Source organism: Azoarcus sp. CIB (assembly GCF_001190925.1).
GTDB lineage: Bacteria > Pseudomonadota > Gammaproteobacteria > Burkholderiales > Rhodocyclaceae > Aromatoleum.
In genome coordinates, this window is record NZ_CP011072.1 from 1,827,049 (window position 1) to 1,840,911 (window position 13,863).

The 13,863-nt window shown below is 67.0% G+C and carries 12 protein-coding genes; 6 read left to right on the plus strand and 6 right to left on the minus strand.

Annotated features, from left to right (window positions below; genetic code table 11):
* The first annotated feature begins 2 nt into the window (after nt 1–2).
* The 4 genes from AzCIB_RS08045 to AzCIB_RS08060 all read left to right on the plus strand — a co-directional run bounded on the left by AzCIB_RS08045 (nt 3) and on the right by AzCIB_RS08060 (nt 3,875).
* A complete protein-coding gene (locus AzCIB_RS08045; protein ID WP_050415419.1) occupies nt 3–980 on the plus strand; it encodes a branched-chain amino acid ABC transporter permease in 978 nt (325 codons plus the stop codon).
* Nucleotides 973–1,734: an ABC transporter ATP-binding protein gene (locus tag AzCIB_RS08050; protein WP_050415420.1), complete on the plus strand. Its 762-nt coding sequence runs from the start codon at nt 973–975 to the stop codon at nt 1,732–1,734. Before AzCIB_RS08045 ends, AzCIB_RS08050 begins: the two co-directional genes overlap by 8 nt.
* Nucleotides 1,727–2,443, plus strand: a complete 717-nt coding sequence (locus AzCIB_RS08055) for an ABC transporter ATP-binding protein (protein WP_050415421.1) — start codon at nt 1,727–1,729, stop codon at nt 2,441–2,443. Before AzCIB_RS08050 ends, AzCIB_RS08055 begins: the two co-directional genes overlap by 8 nt.
* 73 nt (nt 2,444–2,516) lie before the next feature.
* Nucleotides 2,517–3,875: an MFS transporter gene (locus AzCIB_RS08060; protein ID WP_050415422.1), complete on the plus strand. Its 1,359-nt coding sequence runs from the start codon at nt 2,517–2,519 to the stop codon at nt 3,873–3,875.
* Between the two features lie 54 nt (nt 3,876–3,929).
* Here AzCIB_RS08060 and AzCIB_RS08065 read toward each other — a convergent pair whose 3' ends face one another.
* From AzCIB_RS08065 to AzCIB_RS08085, 5 genes are read right to left on the minus strand one after another with little or no spacing between them, the layout of a single operon-like run.
* Entirely contained in the window at nt 3,930–4,310 is a 381-nt protein-coding gene (locus AzCIB_RS08065; protein ID WP_050415423.1) for a hypothetical protein, read from the minus strand.
* A 50-nt stretch (nt 4,311–4,360) separates the two neighbouring features.
* Entirely contained in the window at nt 4,361–7,480 is a 3,120-nt protein-coding gene (locus tag AzCIB_RS08070) for an efflux RND transporter permease subunit (RefSeq protein WP_050415424.1), read from the minus strand.
* Nucleotides 7,481–7,489: 9 nt separating this feature from the next.
* Entirely contained in the window at nt 7,490–8,644 is a 1,155-nt protein-coding gene (locus AzCIB_RS08075; protein ID WP_157058451.1) for an efflux RND transporter periplasmic adaptor subunit, read from the minus strand.
* 22 nt (nt 8,645–8,666) lie between these two features.
* Entirely contained in the window at nt 8,667–9,230 is a 564-nt protein-coding gene (locus AzCIB_RS08080) for a hypothetical protein (protein WP_050415425.1), read from the minus strand.
* The gene (locus tag AzCIB_RS08085) at nt 9,227–10,432 is read right to left on the minus strand and encodes a TolC family protein (RefSeq protein ID WP_050415426.1); all 1,206 of its coding nucleotides are present in this window, start codon (nt 10,430–10,432) and stop codon (nt 9,227–9,229) included. Before AzCIB_RS08085 ends, AzCIB_RS08080 begins: the two co-directional genes overlap by 4 nt.
* Nucleotides 10,433–10,745: 313 nt before the next feature.
* Here AzCIB_RS08085 and AzCIB_RS08090 point away from each other — a divergent pair, with 313 nt between their 5' ends.
* Both AzCIB_RS08090 and AzCIB_RS08095 read left to right on the plus strand, forming a co-directional pair.
* The gene (locus AzCIB_RS08090) at nt 10,746–12,749 is read left to right on the plus strand and encodes a methyl-accepting chemotaxis protein (RefSeq protein WP_050415427.1); all 2,004 of its coding nucleotides are present in this window, start codon (nt 10,746–10,748) and stop codon (nt 12,747–12,749) included.
* 169 nt (nt 12,750–12,918) lie between these two features.
* Complete coding sequence (locus AzCIB_RS08095) at nt 12,919–13,275, plus strand: DUF423 domain-containing protein (RefSeq protein WP_050418282.1); 357 nt, start codon at nt 12,919–12,921, stop codon at nt 13,273–13,275.
* Nucleotides 13,276–13,297: 22 nt separating this feature from the next.
* Here AzCIB_RS08095 and AzCIB_RS08100 read toward each other — a convergent pair whose 3' ends face one another.
* Nucleotides 13,298–13,837 (minus strand): TPM domain-containing protein, encoded by a 540-nt coding sequence (locus tag AzCIB_RS08100; protein WP_050415428.1) that lies wholly within the window; start codon nt 13,835–13,837, stop codon nt 13,298–13,300.
* Between the last annotated feature and the right edge of the window lie 26 nt (nt 13,838–13,863).

The following is a 13,863-nucleotide window of genomic DNA, read 5'->3' on the forward strand; positions in this document are numbered from 1 at the left end:
CGATGTCGCTCGCGCGCAAGAAAACCCGCAACTACCTGCCACTCGTGCTGCTGGTGCTGGCCCTGTTTCCGATATTCGGTTCGGGTTACTACAACGAGCTGATCGCCAAGATCATGATCATGGCGATCTTCGCGCTGAGCCTGGACCTGCTGGTCGGCTTCACCGGTCTCGTCAGCTTCGGTCACGCGGCTTTTTTCGGCGTGGCGGCCTACAGCGTAGTGCTGCTGTCGCCGAAGTACGATCCGGGAAACCTGCTGCTCGTCCTGCCGGGAGCGGTATTCACCGGTGCGGCGGTCGCCTTCGTCGTGGGGCTCTTCGTGCTGCGCACGAAGGGGATCTATTTCATCATGGTGACGCTCGCGTTCGCGCAGATGATCTATTTCGTGTTCCACGACACGCCGCTCGGCGGAGGCTCGGACGGGGCCTTCCTCAACGTGAAGCCGGAACTGCGCATTGGCGAGACGGTGCTGCTCGACCTCAACGAGCCGATGCAGTTCTACTACATCGTGCTGGTCTTGCTGGTCGTGGCCTACGTGTTCTTGCGGGTGCTGTTGCGCTCGCCGCTGGGGCACGCGCTGGCGGGGATCCGGAGCAACGAGCATCGCATGCTCTCGCTGGGCTTCCCGGTGTTCCTGTACAAGCTCGCGGGCTTCGTCACGGCGGGCGGTCTCGCGGGGCTTGCCGGCTTCCTGTCTGCCTGCCAGTACGGTTTCGTCACCCCGGAAATCCTGTCCTGGCACCAGTCGGGCAACGTGCTGCTGATGGTGATCCTGGGCGGCATGGGAACGTTGAACGGTGCCGTGATCGGGGCCTTCGCGTTCGTCGTGCTGCAGGAGGTGTTTTCGGCCCTGACGAAGCACTGGCAGCTGCTGATGGGGGTCGTCATCGTGACGGTCGTGATGGTGCTGCCGGGCGGCCTTTCGAGCCTTCCGCAACGCCTCAAGGGCCTGCTGATCGGGGGAGGCAACCGCAATGGCTGAACTCGTTCTCTCGGCACGCGGGATGTCGCGCCGTTTCGGGGGCCTGTACGCGAACAGGGACGTGTCGCTGGACATGCACAAAGGCATCTTGCATGCCGTGCTGGGGCCCAACGGCGCAGGCAAGTCGACGCTGATCAACCTGCTGTCGGGCGATCTGCCTCCCTCGGCGGGGCAGATTCTCTACCGCGGCCAGGACATCTCGGGCTGGAGCCCAGACAAGCGTTCGCGCGCCGGCATCGGCCGCAGCTACCAGCGCACCAACATCTTTCCCGCCTTCACGGTGTTCGAGAACTGTCGCCTCGCCGCGCAGTCGCGCGTACCGCGGGCGCTGCGCGTCTTCTCGAAGGCCGTTTCTTTCGCCGACCTGCGCGACGCCGCCGACCGCGCGATCGAGCAGGCAGGCCTTGCCGAGCGGCGCGATGTCGTTGCGGCGACGCTGAGCCACGGCGAGCAGCGGCAACTGGAAATTGCGATGGTGCTCGCGACCTCGCCCTCGGTGCTGCTGCTCGACGAGCCGCTCGCCGGCATGGGCCCCGAGGAGTCGCAGTCGATGGTGGCGCTGCTGAAGAAACTCACCCCGGATCACGCCATCCTGCTCGTCGAACACGACATGGACGCGGTGTTCGCGGTCGCCGACGTGATTACGGTGATGGTGGCGGGGCAGGTGCTCGAAAGCGGACCGCCGGACCAGATCCGCGACAGCGTCGCCGTTCAGGAAGCCTACCTGGGTGAAGGAGAATCGGACGATGAGTGACGTACTCCTGGAAGCCGAAGGGCTGCACACTTTCTACGGCAGCAGCCACATCCTGCACGGCATCGATTTCCACATCAGCCGCGGCGAGACGATCGGCCTGATGGGCCGCAACGGCATGGGCAAAAGCACGCTCATCCGCAGCATGCTCGGCCATGTGCGCCCGCGCCACGGCCGCGTCGCTGTGCGCGGCAAGACGATGACCGGCGGGCGGCCCTATCTCATCGCGCGCAAGGGCATCGCCTACGTACCGGAGGGCAGGGGGATCTTCCCCAACCTGACGGTGCGCGAGAACCTGATCATGGGGGCGAAGCCGGGTGTCGATGGGCGCCGCGACTGGACCTACCAGCGCGTGCTCGAGACCTTCCCGCGGCTGGGCGAACGGCTTGCCAATGGAGGCAACCAGCTTTCGGGTGGAGAGCAGCAGATGCTGACGATCGGCCGCGCGTTGATGACGAACCCGGACCTGTTGATCCTCGACGAGGCGACGGAAGGCTTGGCGCCGCTGATCGCCAAGGAGATCTGGTACATCATCCGCCAGATCCGTGCCACCGGCATCGCCACCATCGTCATCGACAAGAACCATGCGGCGGTCACGTCGATTGCCGATCGCAACGTCATCATCGTGAAAGGCAAGGTGGCCCACGAGGCGAGCAGCGCCGAGCTGCGCGCGAACCCCGACCTGCTGCACAAACATCTGGGCGTGAGCTGAGCGCCCGTCAACGAACTGTGCGGCTCCACAAGGAGCCTTGCGGGATTAAAACGATACCAGGAGACACGGCGGCATGAGAAACATCGATGTACACAAACTGATCGACGGGGCGACATTCAATCGCTTCCACTGGCAAGTCCTGTTTTTGTGTGCCCTGATCATCATCTTCGACGGCTACGATCTCGTGATCTACGGGGTCGTGCTGCCGGTGCTGATGAAGGAGTGGGGCCTGACGCCGATCCAGGCCGGCACCCTCGGCAGCTACGCGCTGTTCGGCATGATGTTCGGCGCACTGGTGTTCGGTCCGATGTCCGACCGCTTCGGACGCAAGAAGGTGATCGCGGTATGCGTGATCCTCTTCAGCCTGTTCACCTTCCTCAACGGCTTCGCGCGCGACGTCACCGAGTTCGCGGTCTGTCGCTTCCTGGCGGGACTGGGGATAGGGGGCGTGATGCCCAACGTCGTCGCCCTGATGACCGAGTACGCGCCGAAGAAGCTGCGCACCACGCTCGTCGCGATCATGTTCAGCGGCTATTCGGTGGGCGGCATGCTGTCGGCGGGGCTCGGCATGTATCTGATCCCGGCGTATGGCTGGTCCTCGGTGTTCTTCGTCGCAGGGTTGCCGTTGCTACTGCTTCCCGTGATCTATTACCTGCTGCCCGAATCCATCGGTTTTCTGCTGCACGCGAAACGCGATCAGGAGGCGGCCATCCTGCTGTCGCGCGTCGAAGGAAGCTTCGTTCCGCAGCCCAGCGACCGCTATGATTTCCCGACCGGGAACACCGGCCACGCTCCCTTGGTGGCACTGTTCAAGCACGGCCGCGCGCTCAGCACGATGATGTTCTGGCTGGCGTTCTTCATGTGCCTGCTGATGGTCTACGCGCTGGCATCGTGGCTGCCGAAGCTGATGACGCAGGCGGGCTACGGTCTCGGTTCGAGCCTGTCCTTCCTGCTGGTGCTGAACCTCGGTGCGATCTTCGGCGCGGTGGGCGGCGGGGTCGTCGCGGATCGCCTGCACCTGAAGACGGTGCTGATGGTCTTCTTCGTGATCGGATCGGTCTCGATCAGCCTGCTCGGCTACAAGAGCCCGACCGAGGTGCTGTATGTGCTCGTCGCGCTTGCCGGCGCGACCACCATCGGTTCGCAGATCCTGCTGTACGCGTATGCGGCGCAGTTCTATCCGATGGCGATCCGCTCGACCGGTATCGGCTGGGCCTCGGGCGTCGGCCGCAGCGGCGCGATCCTCGGGCCCATCGTCGGCGGCACGCTGCTGGCGATGGCAATGCCGCTGCACTTCAACTTCCTGTTCTTCGCGATCCCCGGAGCCATTGCGGCCTTCGCGGTCTCGCTGATCTCGCGTAGCGCATTCCACGCGCCCGAAGAAGAGGAGCCGCTCGCCTTTGCCGGCGAAATCGGTGTCGTGACCGAGTAAGACTGTAGAGGACGCCCGTCCCGTGACCGGGGCGGGCGCCGGGGCAACAGAGTCCTACTTGATCGAAAACCGCGCAGTTGCCGGCGCCTTGCCGGCGAGCGTGACCACTGCCACCGCCTTGGTGCCGGAGCCGACCTTGAACGCGCCCTTCGCTTCGAGCTTGTTGTCGCCGGCGGGGGCGAGGGTGGCTTCGGACTTCTCGGCACCGTTCAGCAACGTGACTTTCGCCGAGCCGCCGGTCGTGTCGACTTTCCTGCCGTGGTCGTCGAGATACAGCGCCAGGCCCTCGGGCGTCGCGACCAGTTCATACACGACATCCTTGACCTCGACGACGGCGCCACCGTGGTGGGGTGTCAGGTCGTGACCCGCACCGGCGAAGACGGCAGGGGCGGACAGGATCGCGAGGGCGGCGACCAGGGCGTTGAGGGATTTCATCGGTTTCTCCTTTGATGTCGATGCGGGGGCGGATGAAGTGGGAAGGTCGTTCAATACGCCTCGCCGCCCGAATCGGCGACGAGACGCTCCATGGGCTTGCGTCCGAAGAGCCAGACCATTACGGGCGTTACGAACGTGTCGAGCAGCGTCGAGCTGATCAGGCCCGAGAAGATTACCACCGCGACCGGATGCAGGATTTCGGTGCCCGGTTGTTCGGCCTCGAAGAGCAGCGGGGCGAGCGCGAACGCGGCGACGAGCGCGGTCATCAGCACCGGCGTCAGTCGTTCGAGCGAGCCGCGCACCAGCATGCGGCGGTCGAATTTTTCGTCCTCGAAGGCGCACAGGTTGATGTAGTGGCTGACCTTGAGGATGCCGTTGCGCGTCGAGATGCCGGCGAGTGTGATGAAGCCGATCAGCGCGGCGACCGACAGCGGCTGGCCGGACAGCCACAGGCCGATCACCGAGCCGACCAGCGCGAGCGGGATGTTGGCCATGATCATCAGTGCGAGCGCGGTGCTCTTGTAGCGGCTGTAGAGCACGAGGAAGACCATCGCTGCGGAGACCAGCGACAGCAGGCCGATCAGGCGGCTGGATTCCTCCTGCGCCTCGAACTGGCCGCCGAGATCGATGAAGTAGCCTTCCGGTAGCGGCGTATCGGCGATGACCTTGCGGATGTCGGCAATGACGTCCGACAGTGGGCGTTGCGACGCGTTGGCGGACAGCACGATGCGCCGTTTGCCGTCGTCGCGGCTGATCTGGTTGGGGCCGTCGGATTCGTCGATGTGCGCGAGCTTCGATAGCGGCACGCGACCGCTCGGCGTGTCGATGAGGACGTTGGCGAGGCCGTCGACCGAGCGTGCGGCGTCGGGCAGGCGCAGCACCAGGTTGAAGCGGCGGTTGCCTTCGATGACCTGCGTGATGCGTTCGCCGTCGACCATCATCTTCAGCTCCTCGAGCAGCTTCGACGGCGGCAGGCCATAGGCCTCGGCGGCGTCGAAGTCGACGCGCACCTTGATCTGCGGCGTGAGCACCTGCTTTTCGATTTCGAGGTCGGCCAGGCCCTCGATGCCGGCGAGGCGACCGCGCAGGGCATCGGCCTGGGCGCGTAGCGTGTCGAGGTCGTCGCCGAAGACCTTGATCGCGATCTGCGCACGCACGCCGGAGAGCAGGTGGTCGATGCGATGGCTGATCGGCTGGCCGATGCCGATCGCCGCCGGGAGGCTCGCGAGGCGTTCGCGGATGTCGGCATACACCGCGTCGAGCGGGCGTTCGCCGGGACGCAATGCGATGTCCAGCTCCGACGAATGCACGCCCTCGGCATGTTCGTCCATCTCGGCGCGGCCCGAGCGGCGGCCGACGTGCACCACTTCCGGCACCTCGCGGATAAGGTGCTCGGCCTGCGTCGCGATGCGTACCGACTCGGTGAGCGTGGTGCCGGGGTTAAGGCGCAGGCCGACGAGCACCGTGCCTTCGTTGAAGGGGGGCAGGAAGGTCGTCGGGAAGAAGGGCACCAGCGCCAGCGCGGCAGCGACCGCGACGGCCGCAGCCGCGAGCAGCGTGCGGGCGTGATCGAAGCTCCATTCCAGCGCCACGGCGTAGCGCGCCTTGAGCCATTGCACCAGCCGCGTGTCGCCGTGGTCCAGGCTCTTCATGCGCGGCAGGAGGTAGTAGGCCATGACCGGCGTGAGCGTCACCGACACCAGCATCGATGCGAGGATGGAGGTGATGTAGGCAATCCCCAGCGGCATGAACAGCCGCCCTTCGATACCGGGCAGCGCGAACAGGGGCACGAACACGAGCACGATGATGAAGGTCGCGTAGACGATCGCGGAGCGCACTTCCAGCGTGGCCTTGCCGATCAGTTCGAGCGGGTTCAGGCGGGCGTGACCCTCGGCGCCGCGCTGGCGCTCCTGCTTGAGTCGCCGCAGCACGTTCTCTACGCCGACGACCGCGTCGTCGACGAGCTCGCCGATCGCGATCGCCAGTCCGCCCAGCGTCATCGTGTTGATCGACATGCCGAAGTAGCGGAACACCAGCACGGTGGTGAGGATCGAGGCCGGGATCGCGACGAGCGAAATCAGGGTCGTGCGCAGGTTGGCGAGGAAGAGGTAGAGCACGACCGCGACGATTGCGGAGGCGGCGACGAGCTTGCCCTGCAGGTTGCCGATCGACGATTCTATGAAATTGGCCTGACGGAAGGTCACGCGCGGCGCGTCCATGCCCGCGGGCAGGGATTTCTTCAGCTCGGCGAGCGCGGTCTCGATCTCGCGCGTGAGCTTCACGGTGTCAGCGTCGGGCTGCTTCTGCACGGACAGGATCACCGCCGGCTGACCATTGAAGCCGGCGTCTCCGCGCTTGATCGCGGGCGCGAAGGTGACCGCCGCGACCTGCTTGAGCAGGATGCTGCGGCCGTCGCGTGCGGCGACCGGCAGGCGTTCGAGATCCGCAAGACGGGTGGTGTGGCCGATGTGGCGGATCAGGTATTCGCGCGCATTGAGTTCGAGGAAGCCGCCGCTGGTGTTGGCAGAAAAGCCCTTCAGCGCGCCCGCGATGTCGTCGATGGTGACGCCCAGCGCCGCCATGCGCGCGGTGTCGGGCTGCACCTGGTACTGGCGCACCTCGCCGCCGATGGGGATCACCTGGGCGACGCCGGGTACGGACAGCAGGCGCGGGCGCAGCACGAAGTCGGCGTATTCGCGCGTGGCCATGGGGTCGATCTTCGCCGGGTCGATCGGGATCGCGATCAGCAGGATTTCTCCCATGATCGAACTGATCGGCCCCATCGCGGCGTGCTCGATGCCGGCGGGCAGCTGGTCGCGCACGGTGGTGAAGCGTTCGTTCACCATCTGCCGCGCGCGGTAGATGTCGACGCCCCAGTCGAAGCTCACATACACGAAAGCGAGACCGACCGAGGACACGGAGCGCACCGCACTCACGCCGGGCAGGCCGCTCATCGAGACTTCGAGCGGGATCGTGATGAGCTGCTCGACTTCCTCGGGGGCCATGCCGCCGGCCTCCACCTGCAGCGTCACCTGCGGGCGGTTGAGGTCGGGGAAGACGTCGACCGGCGTGCGCACCAGCGTCATGCCGCCGTAAAGCATCATCACCGCGGCGAGCGCGAGTACCAGCAGGCGGTTGCGCAGGGATTGATTGACGAGCCAGTCGAACATGATTCGCCCTCAGCGCACCTGGTTCACGAGCGCGGCGCCCTGCACGACGACCCGGTCGCCTGCGGCAAGCCCATCGGTGATGGTGACGGTTGCGCCATCGAGCGGGTGGTGGCGCACGGTGCGCGGCACGAAGCGTTCGGCCGAGTTGTGAACCCAGACGATCTCCTGGTTCGCGGGATTCTTCACCAGCGCGGCGGCGGGGACGGGAATGCCGGTGATCTGTTCGCGCGTCTGTACGACGACCTGCAGCGGCTGCCCGACGGCGAGCGGTGGAGTCTTGCCCTCGACGGTGCGGAACAGCACCGGCAGACTCTGTTCGCGCAGCGCCCGGCCCGCGCCGACCCATGCCAGCGGAAAGGCGGTCCGGCCACCATCGACGGACGCCGAGGCCTGCGCGACGCCGTCCGCCTGCGTGGCGTCGTGCGCGATGGCTTCGACCTGCAGGCGGGCGGGATCGACGATCTCGAACAATACTTCGCGTGCCTCCACGACCTGTCCGGCGACCACATTGCTTGCGGCGATGACGCCCGACACGGGGGCGACGAGGGCCTCCGCGGTGTTCAGGCTGCCCGCGACCGCGGCGAGGCGTTCGCCTTGGCCGCGCACTTCGGCCTGTGCGGCCTCGATCTCCTTGCGCGGCACGCTGCCTTCAAGCTCCTGCAGGCGGGCGAGCTGCTTCTTCGCGGTATCCAGACCGGCGCGCAACTCGGCGGCCTGCGCCTGCTGGCCGGCGCGCTCGATCGGGCCGGCAGACGCGCGAACGTGCGCGAGCACCTCGCCCTTGCGCACCGGCTGACCGAGCACCGGCAAGCCGCGCGGGCCGGCTTCGATGCGGCCTTCGACGGTCGGCTGCACCTTGCCGCCGGCGTTGGGATCCATGACCACCTTGCCGACCCACTGCCAGGTCCGGGGCAAGGATTGCGGCTCGGCGACGATCGTACGGACGTCCAGTTGGCGCTGCGACAGCTTGGGCAGGAACACCGAACCGTCGGGCAGGCGCTTGGGCGCATCGGGATTGGTCACGACGGGGGCTTCATCGTGATCGTGTCCGCCGTCGTGGCCTGGTCCCGCGAAGGTGGGGCCGGCGAGGGCGACTGCGAGAAAGGGGAGAATCAGCCAGGGCGCGATCGCGCGGCCGGGCGCGGGGCGGGGGAGGTTCTTCATGATTTTTCCGCGAGGGCTGATTTCAGGAAGCCGGGCGGCGGCGACGCAGGCCGAAGGCGAGTGCGAGGATCATGGCGGCACCGCCGGCCCCCCACCACAGGATGCCGTTCGACGTGCGAGCCGTTCCGGCTGCGGGCGTGGCCTCGAGTTGCGGCACGACGAGGTCTGCGGCAAGCAGATCGACATCGTCGCCGGCCGTGATCGTCAACGTCACCGGATAGCTTCCCGGAGCGGCGAACGGGGCGGAGGCGAAGCGATACAGCTGGCGCTCGGGGACGTATTCGCCTTGCGCCTTGAAACTGCCCGACTCGAGCTCGATCTGCGCATCCGCGACAGGCTCGTTGCTTGCGTAGCGGTCGAGCGAGAGCGTCAGCGCGCCGCGCGATACGACGCCGACCACCTCGAACAGCTCCGAGTGCGCCTCGAAGCGCGGGACCGCCGGGCCGGATGCGACCGGTTGCACGTCGTCGTGCTCGTGTCCGCCCTCGTGCCCGGGGCCGGCGAACACGGGTGTCGCGATGATGAGACTGCCGCCGACGGCCAGCAATCGAAGGCGTCGCATGAAGAGATGAGGCACGGGGATCATGGAAGCAATCCGTAAGCTTGTTTCAGTCGGGATGCCGCGCGGCCGGATTCGAGACGCGCGCGGCCGAGTGCGAGATCGGCGTCGAATGCTTCGTTTTCCGCGCGCAAGCGCGTGGGAAGGTCGATCTGTCCGAGCTCGAACGCCTTGACCAGGAGTCGCCGGCTGTCGGCGGCAAGACGGGCCCGCTCGGCGGCAAAGGTCTCGCCTTGTTTGGCCTGCTCGACTTCGGCGCGGGCCGCCTCGACCTCGGCGTTGAGGCGCTCGCGCTGCAGCGTGGCCGTCGTCTCGGCCTCGATGAGTTCTGCGTTCGCTGCGCCGATCAGCGGCCGGTTGCGCGCTTCGGAACCGAAGGGCACGCGCACGCCGACGCTCGTCGTATTCGCGTAGCGCTCGCCGAAGTCGCCGCGCTCGCGCTTCATGCCGAGGATCAGCTCCGGGTTGTCGCGTGTCGCAGTGCTCGCCTCGTGCAGCCGGGCGCGCGCCAGATCTGCCGTGCCGCGCGCCGCAATCAACGCGGGATTGGCATCGAGGTCGCCCGTTGTGGGTGCCGGCTCCGTATCTGCCGGTACCTGCGCGACACCCGTCAGCGCCTCATAGAGCCCTTGCTCGCGCCGTACGCGCGCCGCTACCTCGGCCAGCGCGGCCTTTGCAACGAGCACTGCCGCTTGCGCGCTGTTGGTGTCGATGCGGGCCAGGTCGCCGGCACGAACGCGGCGCTCGACGTCGGCGGCCAGCACTTCCACCTGCGCGACGCGGCGCTCGTTCGCGTCGAGTTCATTGCGGGCCAGCCGCAGCGACCACACGGCCTCACGCACCTCGGCGGCAACGCGAAGCCGGGCGGTGGCGAGATCGCTTTCGAGCGCTGCGGCTTCCGCTTCGGCAGTCGCCGTACCCGCGGCACGTACGCCGGGCGTGCGCAGCGGCACTTCGAGCTCAGCCTCGACTTCGCGCATTCCGTCGTTGCGGTTCAGGCGATCCGAGCTGTGCACCAGCGTGAGGCTCGGCGCGGCCGCCATCCAGCCGCCTGCGGCGCTGCGTCGTGCGTCTGCAAGCTCACGCCGCGCCTCGGTCGCGCGCGACGCGGCACTGCGCTGCCATGCGGCTGCGACGATTGAGCGGATCGTGATCGAGCCATCGCCACCCGGTGGGGAATCCGGCTGCTGGGCGCCCAGCGAAGACGAAATGGTGATCGCGATGAGCATGCCCCAGCGCAGGCGGCTCGTTCGGCCTCGGGCGATCCGGGGAGAGGGAAGGGCGGAACGGAATGGCATGAGGTCGGGGCGAACGCGGCCATTCCGCGCAGGGGTGGATGATGGTGGCGATGATGCTTGCCGCGGGCAAACGAAACCCTGACGGGTAAATTACATTTTTGTAAGCTTGGGCTGCGCCTCTCGCGCCACTCACGTGCAACGCCGCCGCTGTGCCGAGCGCCGGAGATCGCGGTTCGTAATACGCACGACACACGGCTCCGTTAGCCTCCGCCGGTTCGTATCAGCCACCAGCGATTTCAAGGCCGTGCTCAAGCGATTCCTCCAACCTGCGATCTGGCTTGCCGGACGCCTGAATTTCCGTCACAAGCTGCTCGGCGCCTTCCTGCTGTTTTCCCTGCCGCTGGCCGGCGCGACTGCGCTCTTGCTGCATGGGGCGTCGCAATCGATCGACCGCATCATCCTTCAGCGGCAGGGGCTCGCTCTGCAGATGCCGGTTTTGGGTCTGGTGCGCAGCGTGCAGGACCACTTTGCAGCGTCCCTCGCTGCGGCACACGGCGACGTGGCACTCGAGGCGCGCATCGCCGAGTCTGTCCGCGAGTTCGAAGGTGCTGCGCCGGACGTGCTGGCTCACCCGCTCGTCGGCGACGGCGGCAACAGGATTCGCCGGCAATGGGACGAACTGGCGGGGCGGAGCTTCACGGACGCCGACGAGGTCCGCGAAGCGCACGAGCGCATGCTGGACGAGCTGTTCCGCCTGCGCGAAGCCATCGTCGATCGCAGCGGGCTGGGCCTGCAGGACGAGATTGCCGCGCAGGTGACGACCGGCATCCTCAACGACCAGCTGGTGCCCTTGGTACAAAACCTCGGGCAGGCGCGTGACACCGGCACCGGATTCATTGCCCGCGGCCGCATCGGCTCGTCGCAGCGCGACGCGTTGAGCATGCTGCGCGGCAGCTTCGACACGCTTCTGACGTGGGTGAGCAAGAGTGTCGAGAAAACGGGCACGATCGCCCCAGCAACTGGCAAGACGCTCGCAGTGCCGCTGGATACGCTGAATCTCGCGACCCTCGGTCTGCAGGAATTCCTCACGACCAAGCTCATCGATACGACCGAGTTCGACCTTCCTGCGGCCGACTTCCATGCCAAGGGCAGCGCGGCCCTCGACGCGGCGATCGCCTTCGGTGCGACGCTCGTCCCGGGCATCGATGGGCTGATGGCTGCAGCCGAAGCGAGGGCGCGGACGAGCTTCAACGCGAGCCTGATCGTATTCGGCGCGAGCATCGTGCTGATGGGCTGGATTTTTTCCGGTGCCTATTCGTCGATCATCGGGTCCATCGGGGAACTCGAACGCGCCGTCCGCTCGATGACCGCAGGGGATCTCCGGACCCGCGTCGAGGTGCGGACGCGCGACGAGATCGGTCACGTGGGCGACGGTTTCAACACGATGGCGCGGAGTTTCGCCGAACTCATCGGCAAGGTCGCGGCCGCTGCGGGCGACACGCAAACCGCTGCCGGTATCCTGACCGACCAGATCGGACTGGTGACCACCGCCTCGGGCCGCCAGAGCGAAACGGCGGCCAGCTCGTCCAGCTCCGTGCAGCAGCTCGCGGTAAGCGTGCAGGAGGTCGCAGCCCACGCCGAGGACACGAGCCGCATCGTGCGCCAGGCGGCCGATCTTTCCGCCGAAGGCCGCGACGTGGCGGACCGGGCAAAGGCGGAGATGCAGCGCGTCGTCGACGACATCTCGCGGGCGGTTGACGCCGTGCTCGCACTGGAGGAGCGCTCGCGCAACGTGGATCAGGTCGTGGGCGTGATCTCCGAGATCGCCGACCAGACCAACCTGCTCGCGCTGAATGCCGCGATCGAGGCGGCACGTGCCGGCGAAGTAGGGCGTGGTTTTGCCGTGGTCGCGGACGAAGTCCGCAAGCTCGCGGACCGTACCGGGAAATCGACGCGCGAGATCGGCGGGACGATCCGCGAGATGCGCGCCGGCATACAGGATGTGGTGGCCAGCATCCGCGAGGGCAGCGACCGCGTGGGTGCGAGTTCGGCGAGCTTCTCGAGGGTCCGCGAGGCGCTCGATTCCATCCACGACGAGGTATCGCGCTCCGCGAACTTCGTGAGCGAAATCGTCGATGCAACGCGCGCGCAGACCGAGGTCAGCACCGACATCGCGCGCAGCATCGAGCGCATGTCGGCGATGGCCGACGAAAACCACGCCGCCGCACGTCACACGGGCAGCATCATCGACGAACTGCAGCTGCTTTCCGGCGGACTGCGGCATGCCGTGTCGGGCCTGCGCGTCTGACGGGTTCGGGACGGGAGTGCCCACGTCGGACGCCCCGTAGCGCTGCGCCATTGCGCGGAAGACGAGGGCAGCGGACACTAGCCGCCTCCAGCCTGTCCGATGCCTGCGCATCGGCCATCACTCTGCCGCGCGGCGCGTGCCCTGCGGAAACCCGATGCTTCAGCAAACCATGAATCGATTCATTCTGATCGCGGGCAGCCTGCTCGCGGGACTGGGCGTTGCCCTCGGGGCTTTCGGGGCTCACGGCCTGCGCAACTTGCTCGGCGCAGCGGAGCTCGGATGGTGGAACACCGCGGTGCAATACCAGATGTGGCACGCGACCGGTCTCCTCGCACTCGGCGCCTGGCGGTTGCCGAATACGGGCCCCGTGGCAGTCCTGCTCGTGCTCGGTACGCTCGTGTTTTCCGGCAGCCTGTACGTGATGGCGCTGAGCGGATGGCGCGTGCTGGGAATGATCACCCCGATTGGCGGAACGCTCCTGATCGCCGGCTGGCTGCTGCTCGCGTGGCGGGCGCTGCGCGGGTAGGTGGCGCAGCTGAGAGTGCCGGTCAGCGCAGGACGGGTCGATTCGGCAACTCGTTCACTTCCCCGGTGCCGTCGTCGCCCGTATCCGTCGCGGGAAAGGCGGAGCGGAGCACCGTGCTGACGGCGTCGATCGCGCGCCCCAAGCCGTCCTCGTAGCGGCCGGCCCTGAATTCGGGCGTGGCCTCGGCGATCATGCGCTGCCACTCGGCGTCGCTCACGGTCCGCGCCACGGCACGGTCGGCCACGATCTCGATGCGGTGTTCCGCGAGTTGCAGGTAGATCAGGACGCCGTTGTTGAGTTCGGTGTCCCACACGCGCAGTTTTCCGAACAGGGTCACCGCGCGTTCCCGCACGACAGTGTCGATCGGAGTGCCCTTGAGGTGGCGCCACAGATAGCTCAGCGGAACGCTGGCCTCGACGCACAGGCAGATCTCGCCCGTGTGCTGCCGTTCGCTTTCGCGCACGCGCGCTTCCAGGCGCTGCAGCGCGTCCGGTCCGACCGCCCGTCGGGCATCGTCGGCGTCCAGCCAAAGGTGGCGAACGAGGCGGGCGAGGGCGCTCATTGACGTCCCCCTGGTGCCGGATTCAT

Bases quoted from the DNA above. Each gene is read 5' to 3' on its own strand.
- AzCIB_RS08045 (WP_050415419.1), top strand. From the start codon at position 3: ATGTCGCTCGCGCGCAAGAAAACCCGCAACTACCTGCCACTCGTGCTG.
- AzCIB_RS08050 (WP_050415420.1), top strand. From the start codon at position 973: ATGGCTGAACTCGTTCTCTCGGCACGCGGGATGTCGCGCCGTTTCGGG.
- AzCIB_RS08055 (WP_050415421.1), top strand. From the start codon at position 1,727: ATGAGTGACGTACTCCTGGAAGCCGAAGGGCTGCACACTTTCTACGGC.
- AzCIB_RS08060 (WP_050415422.1), top strand. From the start codon at position 2,517: ATGAGAAACATCGATGTACACAAACTGATCGACGGGGCGACATTCAAT.
- AzCIB_RS08065 (WP_050415423.1), bottom strand. From the start codon at position 4,310: ATGAAATCCCTCAACGCCCTGGTCGCCGCCCTCGCGATCCTGTCCGCC.
- AzCIB_RS08070 (WP_050415424.1), bottom strand. From the start codon at position 7,480: ATGTTCGACTGGCTCGTCAATCAATCCCTGCGCAACCGCCTGCTGGTA.
- AzCIB_RS08075 (WP_157058451.1), bottom strand. From the start codon at position 8,644: ATGAAGAACCTCCCCCGCCCCGCGCCCGGCCGCGCGATCGCGCCCTGG.
- AzCIB_RS08080 (WP_050415425.1), bottom strand. From the start codon at position 9,230: ATGATCCCCGTGCCTCATCTCTTCATGCGACGCCTTCGATTGCTGGCC.
- AzCIB_RS08085 (WP_050415426.1), bottom strand. From the start codon at position 10,432: ATGCTCATCGCGATCACCATTTCGTCTTCGCTGGGCGCCCAGCAGCCG.
- AzCIB_RS08095 (WP_050418282.1), top strand. From the start codon at position 12,919: ATGAATCGATTCATTCTGATCGCGGGCAGCCTGCTCGCGGGACTGGGC.
- AzCIB_RS08100 (WP_050415428.1), bottom strand. From the start codon at position 13,837: ATGAGCGCCCTCGCCCGCCTCGTTCGCCACCTTTGGCTGGACGCCGAC.